The following is a 20,211-nucleotide window of genomic DNA, read 5'->3' as shown; positions in this document are numbered from 1 at the left end:
CCCCGCATGAGTCTCATCGAAGTCAAAGTGCCGGACATCGGCGCAGAGGGCGTGGATGTCATCGAAGTGATGATCAAGCCCGGCGACAAGATCGCCAAGGAAGCGTCGCTCATCACGCTGGAGTCCGACAAGGCTTCCATGGAAGTGCCGTCCGAAGTGTCGGGCACGGTCAAGGAAGTGAAAATCAAGGTGGGCGACAAGGCCAGCCAAGGCACACTGATCGCGCTTATCGAAGCCGATGACGCGGGTGCCGGCAAGTCGGCAACCCCCGCGGCTGCGCCCGCGCCGGCCGCCCCTTCAGCACCTGCGGCCGCTCCCGCAGCGCAACCGAGCGCCCCGGCGCCGGCCGTTGCCAAGCACAGTGGTGGCGCAGACACCGAGTGCGATGTGCTCGTGCTGGGTGCCGGTCCGGGCGGATACTCCGCGGCTTTCCGCAGTGCCGACATGGGTCGCAAGACGGTCCTCGTCGAGCGCTACGCAACGCTTGGCGGCGTTTGCCTGAACGTGGGTTGCATCCCCTCGAAGGCATTGCTCCACACGGCGGCAGTCCTCGAAGAGGCGCAATCGCTGGGCCATCACGGTATCTCGTTCGGCAAGCCGGAAGTCGATCTCGACAAGCTGCGTGCCTACAAGGAAAGCGTCGTTGGCAAGCTCACGGGCGGTCTGGCCGGCATGGCCAAGATGCGCAAAGTGGAAGTCGTGCGCGGCGTGGGCACGTTCCTCGATCCGAATCACATCGAAGTCGTGGCCGAAGACGGCAGCAAGCGCACGGTGAAGTTTGCACAAGCGATCATCGCTGCGGGTTCACAAGCAGTGAAGCTGCCGTTCCTGCCGGAAGATCCGCGCATCGTCGACTCGACCGGCGCACTCGAACTGCGTCAACTGCCGAAGAAGATGCTGGTCATCGGTGGCGGCATCATCGGCCTCGAAATGGCGACGGTCTATAGTGCCCTGGGGACCGAGATCGACGTCGTGGAAATGCTCGATGGCCTGATGCAAGGTGCGGATCGCGATCTGGTCAAGGTCTGGGAAAAGATGAACGCGAAGCGTTTTGGCCGCGTCATGCTCAAGACCAAGACGGTGGGTGCCGAGGCCAAGCCAGATGGCATCTATGTGAAGTTCGAGGGCGAGGCCGCGCCGGCCGAGCCGCAACGCTACGATCTGGTGCTCGTCGCTGTGGGCCGTAGCCCGAACGGGAAGAAGATCGGTGCCGAGCGCGCCGGCGTGTCGGTGGGCGATCGCGGGTTCATCTCCGTCGACAAGCAAATGCGCACCAACGTGCCGAACATCTTCGCGATCGGCGATATCGTGGGACAGCCGATGCTTGCCCACAAGGCCGTGCACGAAGCGCACGTTGCCGCCGAAGCGGCCGCAGGCGAGAAGGCGTACTTCGATGCGATCCAGATTCCGTCGGTGGCCTACACCGATCCGGAAGTGGCCTGGGCTGGCAAGACGGAAGACCAACTGAAGGCGGAAGGCGTGAAGTACGGCAAGGCAGTGTTCCCGTGGGCCGCCTCGGGCCGTGCGATTGCCAATGGCCGTGACGAAGGCTTCACCAAGCTGCTGTTCGACGAGGAGACGCATCGCATCGTTGGCGGCGCGATCGTCGGTACCCATGCCGGGGATCTGATCGGTGAATTGTGTCTGGCCGTCGAAATGGGCGCAGACGCTGTCGACATCGGCAAGACGATTCATCCGCACCCGACGCTGGCCGAATCGATCGGCATGGCCGCGGAGATTTACGAAGGGGTTTGCACCGACGTACCGCCGGCTCGCAAGAAGTAGCACACGCCCACCTCGACGCTTGGCATCGCGTATTTTCGATGCCGGTGTCGACCACCAACGCGTGGCCGGATACGTTAGAAGTCGCTGCGTAACAGCGTAACAGCGTAACAGCGTAACAGCGTTACGGCATTGAACGAAAAGAGGCCGCCATCCTGCTAAGGGGTGGCGGTTTTTTTATGGATGCAAATTCTGCAGGAAACGTGTCGAAACGTGGGGCTGGTGTAACTGCACGTCTGCCATGAGCGTCGCGTTGGACGTTCGGCCAAGCTCATCGTGCAGGAAAGCGCGTAAGGGGCAACGCGAGAACCGATTCAGAAAAAGAAAAACCCGGCGTGAAGCCGGGTTCGAAAGGTACCTGCGGTACCGAGGAGACAACGGGTTGTCGTTACATCGATTTGCGACGCAACGCCAGAATCTCAAGCGTCCCTCGTGACAGCGCTATCAAAGCGCTATCGATTACTTCTTGGCGCTGGCAGCACGCGAAGCCTGAGCCGCAGCCTTCGAGGCGACGTTGGTCGCAGCAGCGAAGTTCGTCTCAGCGATTTCAACGGCTTGCTTGGTTGCCTTCTGCACGCTGTCAAACGCGCTGTTGGCAGCCGACAGGGCCGACTTGGCGAGTGCAACGGCCGACTCGGAACCGGCCGGGGCGTTCTTGGCCAGGTTGTCGAACAGCGCTTGCACGTTGTGCGAGCCTTCAGCCAGTTGGGCTTCAGCCACCTTGGTCACTTCGGCTTGCGTCGACGAGGCGATTTCATACAGGTGACGGCCATACGCGAGTGCCTTTTCGGCAGCCGGCTGAACGAGGTTGGCTTGCAGTGCGAGCAGCTCTTGTGCGTCCTTCACAGCGAAAGCCTTTTGCGCGGTCGAAGCCGATTCGGCCAGCGATGCCTTGACGGCTTGCAGGTTCAGCTCGACCAGCTTTTCAACGCCTTCGAAGGCTTTGTTGGTCAGGCCAAACAGGGTTTCAAGGTTGGCTTTGTGGGCAGCAGCGAGTTGCTCGGGGGTCAGAAACGACATGGCGTTCTCCTATGGTGTCAAACACAACGTATCGACCCACTCCGTGTTCGCTGGTTGGTTCTCACCTTATGGCGGTGAAAACACGGTTGGGGCCTCTCAATGGGTGCGATCTCTTTTGTGCATCGCACAATTGCAAGTGTAGAGATATTTTTGTCAGTGTCAAGTCTTTTTTGTGCATCGCACAAATTCAACAAAGGCTTACAAATCAAGTGTTTGGGATCCCGTGAAAGAGAGGTGACACCGCGTTGCGGCGAAATCCTGTTGTTACCCGGAAAGCCTTGATTGGTGCGGCTTTGCACCGCTTTGGCGCCCGGCGCACCATGTCTGGCGATGGTACTATCGACAGGTTCCGGCACTGGCGGGACGGTGACGCGTGCAAGATAACAATCCCTTTTCAGGGGTGCCGCGCGTGGCCTGTCCGCCCGTGCCGATGTCGTTCAACGCCTTTTTGCGTGCCGCACCTGCCGGCCATTCGCGTCGATGCAAGCGTTTTACAGCGACCATTTCGTTCTGCCGCTGCCGCCCGGGCACCGGTTCCCCATGGAGAAGTATTCCCGTCTTCGCGAGCGTGTTGCGAGTGAGTTGCCGGATATCTCACTCGCCGAGGCGCTGCCCGCCGACGACGTGATGCTCGGGCGTGCGCACTCGTTGGCCTACGTTGCGCGCGTGAGCGCTGGTGAGCTGAATCCGAAAGAGCAGCGAGATATCGGCTTTCCCTGGTCTGCGCAGATGGTCGAGCGCTCGCGCCGGTCTGCCGGAGCGACGGTAGCCGCCTGCCGCGCCGCGCTTCACGATGGCGTAGCGGTGAATCTTGCCGGCGGCACTCACCATGCGTATGCCGATCGCGGCGAAGGATTCTGTGTGTTCAACGACGCCGCCGTCGCTGCCCGCACGATGCAGGCCGAGCTTGGTCCGGGTACGCGCGTTGCCGTCATCGATCTCGACGTGCATCAGGGCAACGGCACGGCAGCTATTTTCGAGCATGACCCGAGCGTTTTCACGCTGTCGTTGCACGGTGAACATAATTATCCGTTTCATAAAGCGAACGGCGATCTCGATGTGGCGCTGCCGGACGGATGTGGCGACGACGAGTACCTCGTTGCACTGGGCCATGCGCTCACCGATTTGTTCGCACAGTTCACGCCCTCGATCGTGATTTATCTCGCAGGGGCCGATCCCTTGGAAAACGACCGGCTCGGCCGGCTTGCCCTCACGCACGACGGACTCCTCGCGCGCGACCGACGCGTACTGACGGCATGCGCAGAGCGCGGACTGCCGGTGGCGATTGCAATGGCCGGCGGCTATGGCCGCGACATCGCCCAGACCGTCGCCGCGCATTTCGCCACGATCCGTTTGGCCAGCCAATTCCAGCGTGTAAGCCGTCGTGCCTATCGCGCGCCAGCGGGCGGTGTTCTCGTATGAGTGAGCGTCAGACAACATCGACAACATCGCAGCATCCCTCGCATTCGGCCAGCGCGCCCGTCGTGGCAAATGCGCCGCGCCTTGGTATCTGGAGCGCGACCATGCCATGGTGGTTCGTGCTCATCTGGAGTACCGGCTTTATCGTAGCCAAGTACGGCATGCCGAATGCCGAACCGCTGACTTTTCTGGCATGGCGTTTCGGCGGCACATTGCTGGTCATGCTGCCCGTCGCGTTGCTCACGGGTACGCCCTGGCCCGTTCGAGGCGCGAGCGATGGCGTGCACGACGCCGCGCGTCGAATCGACTGGCCACTCATCGCCCACCTCGCGGTGTCGGGCATCCTGATTCAGGCGGTGTATCTCGGCGGCGTATGGGCGGCGATCAAACAGGGTGCGCCGGCGGGGCTGGCGGCGCTGATCGTCGGCATCCAGCCATTGCTGACGGCACTCTTCGCGCGTGTCGTCGGTGAGCCGGTTTCGCGTCGTCAATGGCTCGGCCTGCTGTGCGGGTTCGTTGGCGTCGGGCTGGTCGTCGCCAACAAAGTGGGAGTTCGCGGCATCGGGGCCGGGGCGGTGGCGTTGTGCGTCCTGAGTCTGTTGGCCATCACGGCGGGCACGCTCTATCAAAAACGCTTCTGCGCGCATTTCGACTTACGCGTGGGGACGCTCGTACAGTTCGGTGCCGCTTTCGCGGTAACGCTGCCCGCGGCATGGGCGCTTGAAACGATGCAAGTGCGCTGGAACGCCGAAATGTTGGGCGCACTCGCCTGGTCGGTGCTGGCGCTCTCGATCGGTGCGATTTCCTTGCTGTTCCTGCTGATTCGTCATGGGGCTGCGACCAAGGTGTCCAGCCTCATGTATCTGACGCCCCCGACCACTGCCGTCATGGCCTGGCTGCTGTTCGGCGAGACGCTGTCTCCGCTGAGTGCAGCTGGCATGGTCGTGGCGGCCCTGGGTGTTGCCCTTGTGATCGAACGGCGCGCGGCACCTGCTGCGCCGGTGTCCTGATCTCGGCACGCCTTTCCTTTCATCGATTGCCGCGAGCCAATGTCCATGAAAACCGAACATCCGCGTGCGCAAGCCGCACAACCCGCACAAAGCGACAACGCTGCGACATCCGGCGTACCCACGCCGCAACCCACCGCTGGGGAAAGTCCTTATCGACCGGCTGTCAACGATAACGCCGGGTTGCGCGTGGAATATGTTGACGAGGCGATTCGCAGCCGGCGCTCGATTCGGGCCTACCTGCCAACGCCGGTGCCGCAAGCTTGCGTGGCGGACATTCTTTCGGTGGCGTCGCGTGCGCCATCGGGCAGCAACATCCAGCCGTGGCAGACCTATGTGCTGACGGGGGAAGCGTTGAAGTCCCTCACGTCGCGACTCCTGGATGCGTTCAACGATCCGGCACAGCGCTTGATGCATCAGGAAGAGTACGCGTACTACCCGCGCGAGTGGAGCGAGCCTTATCAGGCGCGGCGTCGCAAGGTGGGTTGGGATCTGTATGGGTTGCTGGGTATCGGGCGCGCCGACAAGGAGCGCATGCACGGGCAGCACGCACGAAACTTCACGTTTTTCGATGCGCCGGTCGGTTTGATCTTTACGATCGATCGGCATCTGGAGCAGGGGAGCTGGCTGGACTACGGCATGTTCCTGCAAAGCGTGATGGTCGCGGCGCGGGCACGCGGGCTCGATACCTGTCCGCAGGCGGCGTTTGCCACGTTCCATCGGGTGATTGCTGCGGAACTTCGATTGCCCGAGACACGGATGGTCGTGTGCGGCATGGCATTGGGTTATGCCGATCCGAACGCGGTCGAAAACGGGCTCGTTACCGAGCGTGCGCCCCTGAATGAGTGGGCGCATTTTTTGAATTAACGTATATCAAGAGGTTGGCGTAATTTTGCAATTTGTGGCGATTGTGTAATTTTCCGCGTTGCGCTGCACAAAACTGCCAGATGCCGGTTTAAGTATTTCAGCTAAGTCATTCATATTGCTTATTTTTTCGGAAGTTACTAAACTTCTCCCAACCTCGTTGCCTGCCAACCTCACGCTACCCCCAATTTATGTTCGCGATCACGACTCTTGCGCGTCTGTGCCGCTCCCGCCTCTGGGGGGCTGCCGTCGTGGCGATTTCGCTCGCCGCCGGTGCCCCCGCAGTGACTTACGCCGCTGGTAAGACGAGCGAATGCTCGCCCAAGACGGCCAAGACTGCTGCCCAGAAGCGCGCATGTGCCAATCCCAAAGCGACGGCATCCGCCGTCACGGCTAAATCAACTTCCAAAGCCGGTGCCAAACGTGCCGTTGCCACGACCGCCGCTCGCGATACCAAGAGCGTGAAGGCCGGTGGTAAGGCGCGCAAGCTGGCCACCGTCGACGACGACGGACCCGCTGCCAAGCGCGTCGCTGTCAAGCGTGTCGTCTACAAGAACGGCAAGCGTCGTGTCGTCACGTCGTATCGCACTGTCAACTTTGCGCCGCAGGCACCGGAGCGTCTGTCGACGGGCCGGGCGTTCGGTCTGCATGAAACGCCTGACGCCCTCGCACTGCGTTCCTCGGTCGCTTACGTGATCGACGAGCGCACCGGCGAATCGCTGTTCGACAAGAACTCGCAAGCGGTGCTGCCGATCGCCTCGATCTCGAAGCTGATGACGGCGATGGTCTCGCTCGATGCTGGCATCCCGATGACGGACGTCATGGAAGTGACGGATGAAGATCGCGATTACGAAAAGGGAACGGGCTCGCGCCTGTCGGTGGGGTCGCGCCTGTCGCGCGAAGACATGCTGCATATTGCGCTGATGTCGTCGGAGAATCGTGCGGCGGCTGCGCTGTCGCGTTACTTCCCGGGCGGCCGTCCCGCCTTCCTGGCGGCGATGAACCGCAAGGCGAAGCAACTCGGCATGAACGACACGCATTTCAACGATCCGACCGGGCTGTCGAGCCAGAACGTGTCGAGCGCGCGCGATCTCGTGAAGATGGTCAAGGCCGCTTATCAGTATCCGATGATTCGCCGCTTCTCGACGGATTCCAACTACGACGTCAACACTGGCCGTCGTGAATTGCACTACGTCAGCACGAATCACCTGATCGGTCACCCGGGCTGGGAAATCGGCTTGCAGAAGACGGGCTACATCAACGAAGCGGGTCAGTGTCTCGTGATGCAGGCCAACGTTGAGGGGCGTCCGGTGATCATGATTCTGCTCGATTCGACCGGCAAGTATTCGCGCTTTGCCGACGCGACGCGCGTTCGCAAGTGGCTGCTCGAAGGCGGTGGTGTTACGCCGCAACGCACGGCGGGCACGACGCCGACGGCACAGGTCGCGACCAACAACGAACACGCGCTGTAAGACGCATCGACGGCCATGCAAAAGGCGCTCCCTCGGGAGCGCCTTTTTGTTTCACGGTGTCTCGATTTACTCGGCCGTAGCGATCTGCGAGGGGCTGCCCCCCGCGTCGGGGTTCGGCGAGTGAAAGCCGAGCGACGCTGAAATGAGTAACGCGGTCTCGTTCAGATTGACGAGCCATGCATCCTGCAAGCGATCGGCGGGCGCAGAAAGGGAGAGCCCTGCAACGAGCTTGCCGCTATCGTCGTAAATCCCCGCCGCAATGCATCGCACGCCCAGCTCGAGTTCTTCGTTATCGCGCGCATAGCCCGATTTGCGCACGTGATTCAACTCGCGTTCGAGTTTTTGCAGATCGGTGATGCTGTTGCGCGTATGTCCCGACAGACCCGTGCGCGTCGCGTAGGCGCGCACGCGCGCAGCTTCGTCGGCGGCGAGGAAGAGCTTGCCGACCGACGTGAGATGCAAGGGCGCATGACCGCCGATGGCGCGTACCACCTGCATGCCCGAGCGCTCGCTGTAGGCGCGTTCGATGTAGACGATCTCATCGCCCTGACGTACCGATAGATTGACCGTTTGTCCGGTGATGCGGTGCAGGCCGCGCATCGGCGAGAGAGCGGCGTCGCGCACCGACAGCCGCGCTTTGACCAGATTGCCGAGTTCGAGCAGACGCATGCCGAGGCGATACGTACCCGGGTCACAGCGATCGACAAAACGGCACGCCACCATGTCGTTCAGGATGCGGTGAGCGGTCGACGGATGAAGTTCGGTGGCGTGCGCCAATTCCTTGAGACTGACGGGGTCGGCATGGCCGGCAAGTGCATCGAGCAGACGCATCATGCGCTCGATCACCTGAATGGACGTGCGCGACTCTGCGCCTTGACTGCTTTCGTCTTTCATGGGGTAGGGCCGAGTTTCGTATAGGCTTGATTCTATATCATATTGTGAAAAATTCGCAGGCTTCGCATAGAGGAGTTATGCGAAAAGTCGGCCCGCCGATGCGCCGCCGAGATCAATGGCCTAAGCGCTTAATGGGTCCGGCGAGCCGTGACGGGCGTGCCACGGGAGTGCGTCGTTGCCGCAGTAACCGCTGACCGAAACCGAAAGTGGTCTTTCGCTCGCCCGCCTACCATTGCCTTGCCATTTAATTCGGTGTCCGGTCGGATCGGAAGATGTGGCCGGCACCATCAAGGAGGCGCTGGGAATGTATGGGTATGTTTATGCGCCGGCGGCGTCATGGCCGCAGGAGACGTGCAAACTGAAACGAAAGGCCGTCACAAGTGGCCTATCGATCGCCGACAAGCACGCGGAGATCGTCCGACAGTTTCAGCGGATCGCGAATACAAAGGCGCAGTTGGGATTGAGCAACGAGTCGATCACCAAGCTGGAGAGCGCATTTTTTTCGACGTACAGAAAGGCAACCTCAGGCTACTGGGGCGGTGGGCTTTGGGACGGGTTCTACCGTTACCCGTCCAACCCGCATCGTCATGACCTGTACGCCCTGGTTGGGGAGCAGGTGCATGACCGCGATATGGATCGTCTCACGCCGTCCGCGCGGCGGTTTTCGATGATCCTCGGGCAATTGGGGGAGGCGCTGCGCCGGGAGGAGGAGATCCTGAGCAAATGTGGCGAGATGACCGCGCGCTCGATGGCGCTCGCGAGTGCGACCTTCGAGGACATCGAGCGGGAGCGGGCCGAGTACGCGAAGATCGGCGCCGATTGCCTGGATGTTCTGGCCGACGTCGAGCAATGTCTGGACGCCGCGCGCGAGACCATCCGGCGTGGGTCCAAGGAGGTCTGGCCGGAGAGGAAGCATTTCGGCAAGCGCTTTGCCCTCTCGGGGGTCTTGTATTGCATCGCGGGTGGCATTGCGATCGCGGGACTGATTGCCTCGAGCGGCACGCTTGCCGTCGCCGCGGTGGTTTTGGCGATGGTGATTCGCATCGTCAGTTTGGGAAGCATTCGCGGGTTTGACCGAGAGCGTGGGTGGAAGTCGGTGGAGAGTCTGTTGGCGAATACCAAGCAATTTATTGAAACGGAGGGGGCAACGATGAAAACGAGTCTGTATATCAGTGACCAGCGTGCGGCGCTGGCGCGTGAAGATCGGGTGTGGGAAATGCTGACCGACCTGAGGTCTCAGTCAAGCGGTCTCACCGGTCAGGTCAGTGCGATGGCGGAACAGCTCAATGGTGTCGTCTCCCGCATGGACTCATTGCGGGACAATATGGACCAACGGTTTGTGGCAGTGGACCAGCGCATCGACACCCTGGAAAGTGGCATGAACGCGACACTGGCGGCGGGTTTCAGTAGTATGGACCGCAAGCTTGAGGATTTCAGGCGGGATCTGCAGCGTTTGTCGCGTTTGCAAGAAGCTGCGTCAACGCGTTCTACCATGGTGGCGCTCTCGCGATTTCCGACCGGTGAAGCACCGAACGACAGTCGTCCGACGCCCGAGCGCGCCAATTCCTGGAGCCCATACACACACGCTGGCGCACGCAGGGCCTGATCGGTAGCGAGCCTTTGCACGCCTCGGCGCGATATGCGGGAATCCACGCTGGGCCGGTCCGGCCCAGCGACTTATAATGGCGCATTATTCCCGAATAGAGGATTCCCACAATGCGCGTCGGACTCTTTGTCACGTGTCTGATCGACATGATGCGTCCGGAGATTGGTTTCTCGACGCTCAAGCTGCTCGAGACAGCCGGCTGCGAGGTCGTGATTCCCGATTCCCAGACCTGTTGCGGCCAGCCTGGCTACAACTCCGGCGAACGGGCCATCGCCCGTGATCTCGCCCAGAAATTCCTCGACGAATTCGAATCGTTCGACTATGTCGTTGTGCCGTCGGGATCGTGCGGCGGCATGGTCAAGGCGCATTACGGCGATCTCTTCGCCGACGACCCGGAACTGATGGGGCGTTTTGAACGGCTGCGTCCGCGCGTGTTCGAGCTGACCGATTTTCTCGTCAACGTGCTGCACGTCGATGCGGTGCCCGGCGACTACAACGGTGAAGTCACTTATCACGATGCCTGTTCGGGGCTGCGCGAGCTTGGCGTGAAGACGCAACCGCGCGCATTGCTCGCGAAAATGCCTGGCGTGAAGATGACGGAGATGAAGGACTGTCAGGCTTGCTGTGGCTTTGGCGGCACGTTCGCGCTCAAGTACGGCAATATCTCGACCGCCATCGTCGACGAGAAGTGCGCCAACATTGCGGCGAGCGGTGCGCCCGCCGTCGTGCTTGGCGACCTCGGGTGCATGCTCAACATCGAGGGGCGTCTGCGCCGCACCGGGGACACGAAGACGCGCGTATTGCACATCGCGCAGGTGCTCGCCGGCGATGCGTGAGTTCGCCGCAGTCCTCCCGACAATCACGCCCGTGCGCGCGGTAGCGCGTGTCGGCGGTCATCACCTCTCGTGAGTCGCGATGCAAGTTCAATCGATGCAATTCAAGGCGCGCGCCGGGCAAAAGCTCGCCGACCAGCGTCTGCAAGCCAATCTCAAGAAGCTCTCGACCAAGTTCGTGACGGCACGCGCGAGCGCCATCGAGGAGATCGATTTCGAGGCGACGCGCGAGGCGCTCAAAGAGCGTCGCAATCGCGGGCTCGAAACGCTCGATGTCTGGCTCGAAATCTTCGAGCGTGAAGCCACCCGGCGTGGCGCGACTGTGCTGTTCGCCGAATCGACGCAGGACGCGGCGCGTCTGATCGCGGAGATCGCCCGCAAACACGACGTGAAGAAGGTGATCAAGTCGAAGTCGATGGTCACGGAAGAGTTGCAGCTCAACAAGGTGCTCGCCGACATGGGGGTGCAGTCGGTCGAGACCGATCTGGGCGAGTACATTCTTCAGATCAACGACAACGAGCCGCCGTCGCACATCATTGCGCCAGTGGTGCACAAGGATAAGGACGAAGTCGCCGACCTGTTCGCGCGCGTTCACCACAAGCCGCGTCTGACCGAAATTCCCGCGATGACGCGTGAAGCGCGCGAGATGCTGCGTCCGCAGTTCCTGTCTGCCGACATGGGGGTGACCGGCGGAAACTTCCTGGTGGCAGAAACCGGCTCCGTCGCCGTGGTCACGAATGAAGGCAACGAAGGGATGTGCACGATCATGCCGCGCGTGCATGTGGCGGTGACGGGCATCGAGAAGGTGCTGCCGACGCTCGAGGATCTGGCGACGGCGATGCGTCTGCTGCCGCGCTCGGCAACCGGGCAGGGCACGTCGAACTATTTCTCGCTGTTGACCGGCACGCGTGCCGAGGGCGAAGTCGATGGCCCCGACCACATGTACTTCGTGCTGGTCGACGGTGGCCGCTCGGGCCTGATCGGCGGCGCGTTTCAGGAGATGCTGCGCTGCATTCGCTGTGGCGCATGCATGAACCACTGCCCGGTCTATCAGAAGATCGGCGGGCATGCCTACGGTTGGGTGTATCCGGGGCCGATGGGATCGGTGCTCACACCGAGTTACGTCGGGCTTGAGAAGACGCTCGATCTGCCGCAGGCGGCCACGCTGTGCGGTGAGTGCAATCGCGTTTGTCCGGTGGGCATTCCGATTTCCGATCTCCTGCGCAAGTTGCGCGAGCGTCAGGTCGATCGTGGTCTGCGCCCATGGCAGGAGCGGGCGGCGCTCGCCGCGTGGGCTTTTGCTGCACGTCGGCCGCGTCTCTATGCCGCGCTCTCGGGGCTGGGCTCGTGGGCGTTGCGAAGAATGGGGCGTGATCGCGGCAGCATTTCGAAGCTGCCCTTCGGCGGTGGGTGGACCGACACCCGGGAAATGCCGGCACCGAGCGGCAAGACGTTCCGTGCGATGTATCGCGAGCGTCGCGCGCCGCGATGAGCGTAGTGTGATGAGGTATCGCCGGTGTCATTGACGCAGCGTCAATGCATCGGCAACAAAAAGCCGGGCCCCGAGTGTCCTTGACAGGCAACCGTGGCGCCGGCTTTTTTTGTCTGCGCGAGACTCAGCTTCGGGCTGGCAACGCGAGCCGTTTTTCAATGCGTCTCTGTAACGCCGACAATCCGGTCGACAGCACCCAGTAGATGGCAGCGCATGCGAGATAGAGCGGCAGGGGCTGATACGTCGATGCAATCACCTCCTGCGCGGAGCGCAACAATTCCGTCACGGTGATGACCGAGACCAGCGATGTGTCCTTGATCAGGCTGATGAGGCTGTTGCCAAGGCTCGGTACGGCGATACGCAGCGCTTGCGGCGCGATGATGTAGCGCAGCGTCTGCCAGTACGACAGGCCCAGACTGTACGCCGCCAGCCATTGGCCGCGGGGCATGCCTTCAAGCGCGCCGCGCATGCTCTCCGACAGGTACGCACCCACATTCAGGCTGAGGGTGAGGACACCCGCCGGTGTCGGATCGAGCGAGATGCCGATGCCCGGCAGGCCGTAGTAGATCACGAAGATCTGCACGAGCAGCGGCGTGCCGCGCATCACGCTGACATAGGCGCGGGCAATGCCGCGCAGCACGCGGATTTTGCCGATGCCCATGATCGCCACGATGACGCCGATCGCCAGGCCGAACACCATCGACATCAATGCGAACTTGATCGTGAGCACCGTGCCTTGCAACAGCACCGGCATGGATTGGGCGGCGAGTTCGAATGGATTCATGGGGGGGATTTCTGGTGGTGAATCGTGAGCCGGAAAGACGACGGCCGGCACTCGCGTCGTTGGCGGAGTGCCGGCCGTGGGGCGACCGAAAGGTGTCGCTGCGCGGCTTGCGTATTACTTCGCCGGCTTGGACACGTCCTCACCAAACCACTTTTCCGCAAGCTTGGCGAGCGAACCATCCTGCTTCATGCTCGCGAGCGCATCGTCGATGGCCTTCGCAAACTTCGGATTGCCCTTGCGGAACGGGATGCCGACCGATTGGTTGGTGCTTTGCAGCACCGCGCCCGGACGCAGCGGCAGGTTCGACGTCTTGATCAGGTACGCCAGCATCAGACGATCGTTGAGCGCGGCGTCGACGCGACCTGCGGCCAGATCACGCAAATACTCGGGTGCGCCCGGGTAGGTACGCACGTCGATACCGGGCACTGCCTTTGCAAGCTTGTCGTAGTTGCTGCCCAGACTCACGCCGAGCTTGTGGCCCTTGAGCGCGTCGAGCGAGCTGAATTCGCGCTTGTCGTCCTTGCGCTGAATGAGCTGTGCGGCAGAGTAGGTGTACGGCTGGCTGAAGTCGAGCGACTTCTTGCGCTCGTCCGTGATGGCGACCTGATTGACGATGACGTCGAACTTGCCGGCCACGAGGCCACCGATGATGCCACTCCATTCCGTCGTCACGAACATGGGCTTCACGCCGAGACGCTCGGCCACTGCCTTGGCGACGTCGACATCGAAGCCGTCGAGTTGACCGTCGGTGCCGCGATAGTTGAACGGCGGGTAGGTGCCTTCAATACCGATTTTCAGCACGCCGGCGGACTTCACGGAGTCGAGCAGATCGGCCGCACGGGCGGGCGAGGTGCCCATGAGTGCGGCGGCGGTCAGCGGTACGAGGCACAGCGTCTTGAGCCAGGCTTTCATGATGAGGAAGTCTCCCTGAAGCAGATGAAGGGGGGCGACGTTCAGCCGGTCAGGCCGCACGCAGCGCTTGCACGCATTCTCGCACCAGCTCGGGGCCGCGGTAAATCAGCCCGCTGTAGACCTGAACGAGGCTCGCCCCGGCATCGAGCTTTGCCTGTGCGTCGGCGCCCGACAGAATGCCGCCAACGCCGATGATCGGCAACGCACCGCCCAGTTCGGTGGCGAGTGCGCGAATCACGCGATTCGACGCGTCGAACACCGGCCGTCCCGACAGGCCACCCGTCTCGTTGGCGTATGGCAGACCGGCGACCGCTTCGCGCGAGAGCGTGGTGTTGGTGGCGATCACGCCGTCGAAGCCGTGACGCGTCAGCGTGCCGGCGATGACCTTGATCTGTTCGTCGTCGAGATCCGGCGCGATCTTCAGTGCAATCGGCACGTACTTGCCATGGCGATCGGACAGTTCGCGCTGTTTGTCCTTGAGCTTGCCGAGCAGGGCGTCCAGTTCGTCGCCGCCTTGCAATTGGCGCAAATTCTTGGTGTTCGGCGACGAGATGTTGACCGTCACATACGTGGCGTACGGATAGACCTTCTCGAGGCAGATGAGGTAGTCGTCGACGGCGCGCTCGATCGGCGTGTCGGCGTTCTTGCCGATGTTCAGGCCCAGCGGACCCTTGTAGCGGGCCGACTGCACGTTCTGTAGAAACTGTTCGACGCCGCCGTTGTTGAAGCCCATACGATTGATGATCGCTTCGGCTTGCGGCAGACGGAAAATGCGCGGCTTCGGGTTGCCGGGCTGCGGGCGCGGCGTGACCGTACCCACTTCCACGAAACCGAAACCGAGCGCGGCGAGGCCGTCGATGCAACTGCCGTCCTTGTCGAGGCCAGCAGCAAGACCGACGGGATTCGGGAAGCGGATGCCCATGACCGTGCGCGGATCTTCCGGCAGCGTCTGGCCTACAAGGCCGGCCAGTCCGAGCGACGCGGCGCCACGCAGCGTGGCCAGCGTCAGATGGTGGGCTTGCTCGGCATCGAGACAGAACAGGGCGCGACGGGCCAGGGGATAGAGGGGCGCAAGCACGATGTCAGGTTCGGCAGAATCGGAAAGTCGCCATTTTACCGGTATCCCGGTCGCAGAGCGCGTCTTTTTCTACGCTCTGCGTACTCTTGTTTTGCGCGGTAATGGGGGGCGAATGAGCGCGATGCGCACTGCCGGCACGGTGTGTCAGGGTTGCTGGCCAGCAGCGTCGAGCATGGCGTCCGGCATGTCTTGCCACTGGCCGTCGAGCAAGCCCTGTAGCGGCCGGAAATTGGCCTTGTAGACCATCTTGCGGCTCGCCTGAATCCAGTAGCCGAGATAGACGTGCGGCAGTCCGAGGGCGCGTGCCTGTTCGATCTGCCACAGGATGTTGTACGTGCCATACGAGGCGCCTTCGACGTCAGGGTCGAAGAACGTGTAGACCGACGACAGGCCATCGCTCAGGATGTCCACCATGCTGATCATGCGCAGCGTACCTGCGCCCTGATGGCCGGGCGGTTCGCGAAATTCCACCAGGCGGGAGTTCACGCGGCTTTGCAGCAGGAATTGCTCGTATTGCTCGCGGCTGTCGTGGTCCATGCCGCCGCCCGCATGACGTCGCGATTGATAGCGCATGTAGAGCTGGTAGTGCTCTTCGGTGTAATGCAGGCCCGACACGTTGACGGCGAGCCCGGCATGGCGTCGCCAGATGCGTCGCTGCGTGCGGTTCGGCGTGAAGCGGGCGATGGGCACGCGCACCGGCACGCACGCGCGGCAACCGTCGCAGTACGGGCGGTAGGTGAAGACACCGCTGCGACGGAATCCGGAGCGAACGAGTTCGCTATAGACGTCCGAATTGATCAGATGGCTGGGCGTGGCGACCTGCGAACGGGCCGTGTGATTGTCGAGATAGCTGCAGGGGTAGGGCGCCGTTGCGTAGAACTGAAGGGCGGACAGAGGAGAGAGCGGCAGTTCGTTCGGATGGGTCACTGCAAAACCTCGTGAGCCTTGTCTGCTGCGTTACCGTAGGCCAGGGCGCTGAGCATCTGCTTATCCAGACGCCAGACCGGCGCGGGGGCCATGACCGCCGTCTGAACGTGCGCCAGAAATGCCTGGCGGGGAATTTCGCCGCCGCCGAGCGACGCCAGATGGGCAGTACTTTGCTGGCAGTCTATCACCTCTATTGCGTGTGTGCGTGCAAACGCGACGAGGGCGGCGAGCGCGATTTTCGACGCGTCGGTACGCTTCGCGAACATCGATTCGCCGTAGAACATGCGCCCGAGCGCCACGCCGTAAAGGCCGCCGACACGCTCGCCTTCGTAGAAGGTTTCCACACTGTGGGCCAGCCCGGCGTCGTGCAGCGCGCGGTAGGCGGCAACGATGGCGGGGGTGATCCATGTGCCGTCCTGGCCGCGCCGGGGGGCTTGCGCGCACGCTTGCATGACGGCGGCAAAGTCGGCGTCCAGACGGATTTCCCAGGCGTCGTCGCGCAACACGCGGCGCAGCAATTTGCGGAAGTTATGGCTGACGACGAAGTTCTCGGGGCGCAGGACCATGCGCGGATCGGGGCTCCACCAGAGCACCGGCTGTCCCTGCGAGTACCACGGGAAGATGCCTTGCCGGTACGCGGCGAGCAGACGTTGCGGTGAGAGGTCGAGGCCGGCCGCGAGCAGCCCGGGCGCGTCGCTCGAGGCGTCGAGCGCTTCGGCCACCGCTGGGAAGGGATCGTTTGCTTCGAGCCAGACGACCATGGTGACGTTAGCGCTTCGGAGCGGCGGGCGGCTTCATGCGAGGCGCGATGCGCGTGCGCTCAGACACGCAGCATCGGCGTGAGGATGTCCTCGGTGTGCGCCGTGTTGACGGGGAGCGACGGAACCGGTACCCCCGGCACCGCGGCGTCCTGCAGGGCTTCGAGGTGAACGCCGAACGCGCCTGTGCGGCGATCTTCGAAGAAGAAGCGCAGGGTCTTCGCGACGGTCGGGAATGCGATCTCGTCCCAGGGAATTTCGTCTTCCGAGAACAGCGCGACTTCGAGGCTTTCCTCTCCGGCAGCGAACTGCGGTTCGCGCATCTGGGCCAGATAGAAGATATGCACCTGATTCACATGCGGCACGTTGAGCAGCGAGAAGAGCGCGCCGACTTCGACGATGGCACCGGCTTCTTCGAGCGTCTCGCGTGCTGCGGCCTGCGACGTCGTCTCGCCGATTTCCATGAAGCCTGCGGGTAGCGTCCAGTAGCCGAGGCGCGGCTCGATGGCGCGCTTGCACAGCAGCACCTGATCACCCCATACAGGCACCGTGCCGAGCACGTTGCGCGGGTTCTGATAGTGGATCGTGCCGCAATGGGTGCAGACATGCCGCTCGCGATTATCGCCGGGCGGAATGCGCAACTCGACCGGATGGCCGCAGGCGGAACAGAATTGGATGGGAGGACGTCGGTTCATGGTTGCTGCGAGTGTATCATCGGCGACGCACGCTGTGCGGCGACGCAAACGGCCTGCCGGGATAACCCGTGTTGCGGGGACATGCCGCGATGTTTCATCGGTCGCCAGACGTGGGCTTGAAAAATATTCGGCCAGTCATGTTGCACTGCGATGGCAATTGCCATATAATCTAATTCTTCAGACGCGGGGTGGAGCAGTCTGGCAGCTCGTCGGGCTCATAACCCGAAGGTCACAGGTTCAAATCCTGTCCCCGCAACCAAATTCGAAAGCCTGATTTCCACAAGAAATCAGGCTTTTTGCGTTTTGCCTCGTCGTCTGCGCCGTCACTCGCGATAAGCGCGCGGGCCGATGCAAGGCGCACGACATTCACGATATCCAATCACGGGTTTCCATGTCTGGCATCTTCACCACAGACGAAAACGAATTCGACGCCATCACGGCGCTTTGGGAGGCGTCTGTGCGCGCCACGCACGATTTCCTGAGCGACGACGACATTGCGTGGCTGCGTCCGCGCATCCGCAATGAATATCTGGGGGCCGTCACGTTGCGTGTGTTTCGCGATGATGCAGGCACCCTTCGTGGTTTTCTCGGCGTGGCGCAGGGTAACGTGGAGATGTTGTTCGTCGCGCCCGACGCTTGCAGACAAGGTATCGGTGCGGCATTGCTGGCGTATGCCGTGCGCGAGCTGGATTGCACGAGTGTCGACGTCAACGAGCAAAACCCGCAAGCGCTGGCATTTTATCGGCGCGAGGGGTTCGAGGTGACAGGGCGCTCGGCGCTTGACGGGCAGGGGCGCCCGTTCCCGCTGCTGCACATGCGACTGGCTAGCGCGACGCCGGCAGCAGACGCTGTTTGATCTTCGCGCCGAAGACGTTCACTGCGAGGCCGGCCATCACGAGTGCCGCGCCTGCGATTTGCGGGCCGGCGAGTTGCTCGTCGAGCAGTAGCGCGGCGGAAGCGAGGCCGATGATCGGCACGAGCAGTGAGAAAGGTGCGACCTGACTCGCGGGATAGCGTGTCATCAGGCGGCCCCACAGGGAGTAGCCGACGAGCGTTGCAATGAAGGCGAGGTAGGCGATCGCGAAGATCGAGGTCGCCGAGATATGTGCGAGCGAGTCCGCGATTTGCTGGGGACCTTCGAACCAATAAGAGAGCAGGGCGAAAGGAATCGGCGGAATCAGGCTGGCCCAGACAACGAGGCCGACGAGATCGACGTTGCCGATTTTTTTCGTGACGATGTTGCCCGTGGCCCAGCTGAGCGACGCGCAAAGCGTGAGCACGAACCCGAGCAGTGTCATTGCGCCGCCGCCGTGCATGCCGATGACGGCGAGGCCCGCTGCGGCAATGAGCAGGCCGATGACGTTCTGCGCACGAAAGCGTTCTCCGAGGCACAGCACGGCAAGTCCCAGCGTGAAGAAGGCCTGCGCCTGAAGCACGAGCGAGGCGAGGCCGGCGGGCATGCCGACGTACATCGCAGTAAACAACAGCGCGAATTGTCCGAACGAAATCGTTGCACCGTAGGCGATCAGCCAGCGCCATGGCACCTGCGGACGCTTGACGAAGAAGATCGCAGGGAAGGCGGCGAGCAGGAATCGGAGGGCGCCCAGCAACATGGGCGGCACGCCATGAAGACCGACCTTGATGACCACGAAGTTCACGCCCCAGGCGAGTACGACGATGAGTGCCTGCAACAGATCCTTCGGTGCCATGCGGGCGTCTCCTTGTGCTGCATCAATGCAATGAGAGAAAGGCGAAAGTGTACTCCTGAGGCGTCGACGTGTCGTGCGGAAAACCTGAGCGAAGGCTCACAGAGCCTGGCTGAGGCGGCTTGCCTGATCCGGAGCGAGCGTGAAGGGCATGACGTATACTTTGTGTTTTGTTGATCAAGAGACGTCGTCTTGTCAGAACAAGACGACGTTTGCCGTACCGAGGAATTTGTATGAACCTGCCTCCCCGCCGCGTCAGCGTCGCACCGATGATGGATTGGATGGCTTGAGGGCGCAAAACCCGCGTCGTTTGGTCGTTCTGGGGCATGGCGGTGTTCGGCGTAGCACGGATGTAGCACTTTTTTGCCGGGCGTACCGTGGTCGAGGTCTGTTGTGGATGAGTGGGTGCGCATCAGGCGAGGCGGTTCCGGGCTGTGAGCAGCCGCGTGCGTCGGCCGGCGAGTGGCGTGTATTCCGTGGCGAGATGGCCATAAAAAACACCCCAAAGATTGGATTTGCATCCAACTTTCGGGGTGCAGGCTGCACATCGAGCCTCTTGTTACTGCGATTGAGGCTTACGATTCAGTGACAGAGTTGGTGGCACTCTTTTACCGCCGCCGCGCGTCGTTCGTCGATGTATTTCGCAAGATCCTCCACATGTACCCCCTTCGCGCTTTTCTGAGAGCCTTCCATTCGAACTAGCGGAAGCGCGATATCGCCTGCGCCAATCTTTCGCGTCAGTTTTTCCGTGCTCAGGTGGGAGAAGTAGTCTCGGCACACGGCTTCTAAAGGGACTACTGCGACGGCACCGTACTGAGCCATAAGAAGAAAAGTGGTGTTCATCGGATAGCCCCTTTGCTTGGCTTGCCCATCCAGGGCCAGATTGCGATCGGCGGCATGTTGTCAGCATGAAAGCCGGCGAACGTGTCAGCGTGTATGCGGCTCCTGGTCCGCGCGACGAC

19 protein-coding genes and 1 tRNA gene are annotated in these 20,211 nt (G+C 62.0%); 10 read left to right on the top strand and 10 right to left on the bottom strand.

The window, feature by feature from the left end; translation table 11 throughout:
• Window positions 1–6: 6 nt before the first annotated feature.
• Window positions 7–1,785, top strand: coding sequence for a dihydrolipoyl dehydrogenase (gene lpdA / locus PI93_RS17670; protein ID WP_039374713.1), 1,779 nt, complete (start codon window positions 7–9; stop codon window positions 1,783–1,785).
• 456 nt (window positions 1,786–2,241) lie between these two features.
• Here the strand turns inward: lpdA and PI93_RS17665 are convergent, their stop codons facing one another.
• Window positions 2,242–2,802 (bottom strand): phasin family protein, encoded by a 561-nt coding sequence (locus tag PI93_RS17665; RefSeq protein WP_039374715.1) that lies wholly within the window; start codon window positions 2,800–2,802, stop codon window positions 2,242–2,244.
• Between the two features lie 480 nt (window positions 2,803–3,282).
• Here PI93_RS17665 and PI93_RS17660 point away from each other — a divergent pair, with 480 nt between their 5' ends.
• The 4 genes from PI93_RS17660 (at window position 3,283) to pbpG (ending at window position 7,564) form a co-directional block, all read left to right on the top strand.
• A complete protein-coding gene (locus PI93_RS17660; protein WP_039374716.1) occupies window positions 3,283–4,224 on the top strand; it encodes a histone deacetylase family protein in 942 nt (313 codons plus the stop codon).
• 101 nt (window positions 4,225–4,325) lie between these two features.
• Entirely contained in the window at window positions 4,326–5,231 is a 906-nt protein-coding gene (locus PI93_RS17655) for a DMT family transporter (RefSeq protein WP_052241040.1), read from the top strand.
• A gap of 45 nt (window positions 5,232–5,276) precedes the next feature.
• Window positions 5,277–6,095 (top strand): nitroreductase, encoded by an 819-nt coding sequence (locus tag PI93_RS17650; RefSeq protein WP_144400349.1) that lies wholly within the window; start codon window positions 5,277–5,279, stop codon window positions 6,093–6,095.
• A 188-nt stretch (window positions 6,096–6,283) separates the two neighbouring features.
• Window positions 6,284–7,564 (top strand): D-alanyl-D-alanine endopeptidase, encoded by a 1,281-nt coding sequence (pbpG, locus tag PI93_RS17645; RefSeq protein WP_039374718.1) that lies wholly within the window; start codon window positions 6,284–6,286, stop codon window positions 7,562–7,564.
• A 66-nt stretch (window positions 7,565–7,630) separates the two neighbouring features.
• On the opposite strand, the gene PI93_RS17640 is transcribed toward pbpG, so the two are convergent.
• Window positions 7,631–8,458: an IclR family transcriptional regulator gene (locus PI93_RS17640; RefSeq protein WP_039374719.1), complete on the bottom strand. Its 828-nt coding sequence runs from the start codon at window positions 8,456–8,458 to the stop codon at window positions 7,631–7,633.
• Window positions 8,459–8,732: 274 nt separating this feature from the next.
• Here PI93_RS17640 and PI93_RS17635 point away from each other — a divergent pair, with 274 nt between their 5' ends.
• From PI93_RS17635 to PI93_RS17625, 3 genes are all read left to right on the top strand, one after another.
• The gene (locus tag PI93_RS17635; RefSeq protein WP_144400348.1) at window positions 8,733–10,064 is read left to right on the top strand and encodes a hypothetical protein; all 1,332 of its coding nucleotides are present in this window, start codon (window positions 8,733–8,735) and stop codon (window positions 10,062–10,064) included.
• Window positions 10,065–10,174: 110 nt separating this feature from the next.
• Complete coding sequence (locus tag PI93_RS17630; RefSeq protein WP_039374722.1) at window positions 10,175–10,900, top strand: (Fe-S)-binding protein; 726 nt, start codon at window positions 10,175–10,177, stop codon at window positions 10,898–10,900.
• A gap of 79 nt (window positions 10,901–10,979) precedes the next feature.
• Window positions 10,980–12,389: a lactate utilization protein B gene (locus PI93_RS17625; RefSeq protein WP_039374724.1), complete on the top strand. Its 1,410-nt coding sequence runs from the start codon at window positions 10,980–10,982 to the stop codon at window positions 12,387–12,389.
• A gap of 124 nt (window positions 12,390–12,513) precedes the next feature.
• On the opposite strand, the gene PI93_RS17620 is transcribed toward PI93_RS17625, so the two are convergent.
• From PI93_RS17620 to PI93_RS17595, 6 genes are all read right to left on the bottom strand, one after another.
• Complete coding sequence (locus tag PI93_RS17620) at window positions 12,514–13,173, bottom strand: amino acid ABC transporter permease (RefSeq protein WP_039374725.1); 660 nt, start codon at window positions 13,171–13,173, stop codon at window positions 12,514–12,516.
• Between the two features lie 114 nt (window positions 13,174–13,287).
• On the bottom strand, window positions 13,288–14,085 hold the full coding sequence (locus PI93_RS17615) for a transporter substrate-binding domain-containing protein (RefSeq protein ID WP_039374727.1): 798 nt from the start codon (window positions 14,083–14,085) through the stop codon (window positions 13,288–13,290).
• Between the two features lie 49 nt (window positions 14,086–14,134).
• Window positions 14,135–15,163 (bottom strand): quinone-dependent dihydroorotate dehydrogenase, encoded by a 1,029-nt coding sequence (locus PI93_RS17610; protein ID WP_039374728.1) that lies wholly within the window; start codon window positions 15,161–15,163, stop codon window positions 14,135–14,137.
• Window positions 15,164–15,307: 144 nt separating this feature from the next.
• Window positions 15,308–16,090 (bottom strand): arginyltransferase, encoded by a 783-nt coding sequence (locus PI93_RS17605; RefSeq protein ID WP_039374729.1) that lies wholly within the window; start codon window positions 16,088–16,090, stop codon window positions 15,308–15,310.
• Window positions 16,087–16,851: a leucyl/phenylalanyl-tRNA--protein transferase gene (gene aat, locus PI93_RS17600; RefSeq protein ID WP_039374731.1), complete on the bottom strand. Its 765-nt coding sequence runs from the start codon at window positions 16,849–16,851 to the stop codon at window positions 16,087–16,089. The genes PI93_RS17605 and aat overlap by 4 nt, the downstream gene beginning before the upstream one ends.
• 59 nt (window positions 16,852–16,910) lie before the next feature.
• Entirely contained in the window at window positions 16,911–17,525 is a 615-nt protein-coding gene (locus PI93_RS17595; protein ID WP_236105842.1) for an NUDIX hydrolase, read from the bottom strand.
• Window positions 17,526–17,725: 200 nt separating this feature from the next.
• Here PI93_RS17595 and PI93_RS17590 point away from each other — a divergent pair.
• Window positions 17,726–17,802, top strand: a tRNA-Met gene (locus tag PI93_RS17590).
• 132 nt (window positions 17,803–17,934) lie between these two features.
• Window positions 17,935–18,399, top strand: a complete 465-nt coding sequence (locus PI93_RS17585; RefSeq protein ID WP_039374733.1) for a GNAT family N-acetyltransferase — start codon at window positions 17,935–17,937, stop codon at window positions 18,397–18,399.
• Here the strand turns inward: PI93_RS17585 and PI93_RS17580 are convergent.
• On the bottom strand, window positions 18,368–19,252 hold the full coding sequence (locus PI93_RS17580; protein ID WP_039374734.1) for an EamA family transporter: 885 nt from the start codon (window positions 19,250–19,252) through the stop codon (window positions 18,368–18,370). The genes PI93_RS17585 and PI93_RS17580 overlap by 32 nt on opposite strands.
• 579 nt (window positions 19,253–19,831) lie before the next feature.
• Window positions 19,832–20,092, bottom strand: a complete 261-nt coding sequence (locus PI93_RS17575) for a pyocin activator PrtN family protein (RefSeq protein ID WP_039374735.1) — start codon at window positions 20,090–20,092, stop codon at window positions 19,832–19,834.
• Window positions 20,093–20,211: the final 119 nt, after the last annotated feature.

Origin of the sequence: Pandoraea fibrosis, from assembly GCF_000807775.2 — a bacterium.
Classification (GTDB): Bacteria; Pseudomonadota; Gammaproteobacteria; order Burkholderiales; family Burkholderiaceae; genus Pandoraea; species Pandoraea fibrosis.
The sequence above is the reverse complement of the archived record's forward strand: the minus strand, read 5'-3'. Positions and strand labels throughout refer to the sequence as shown.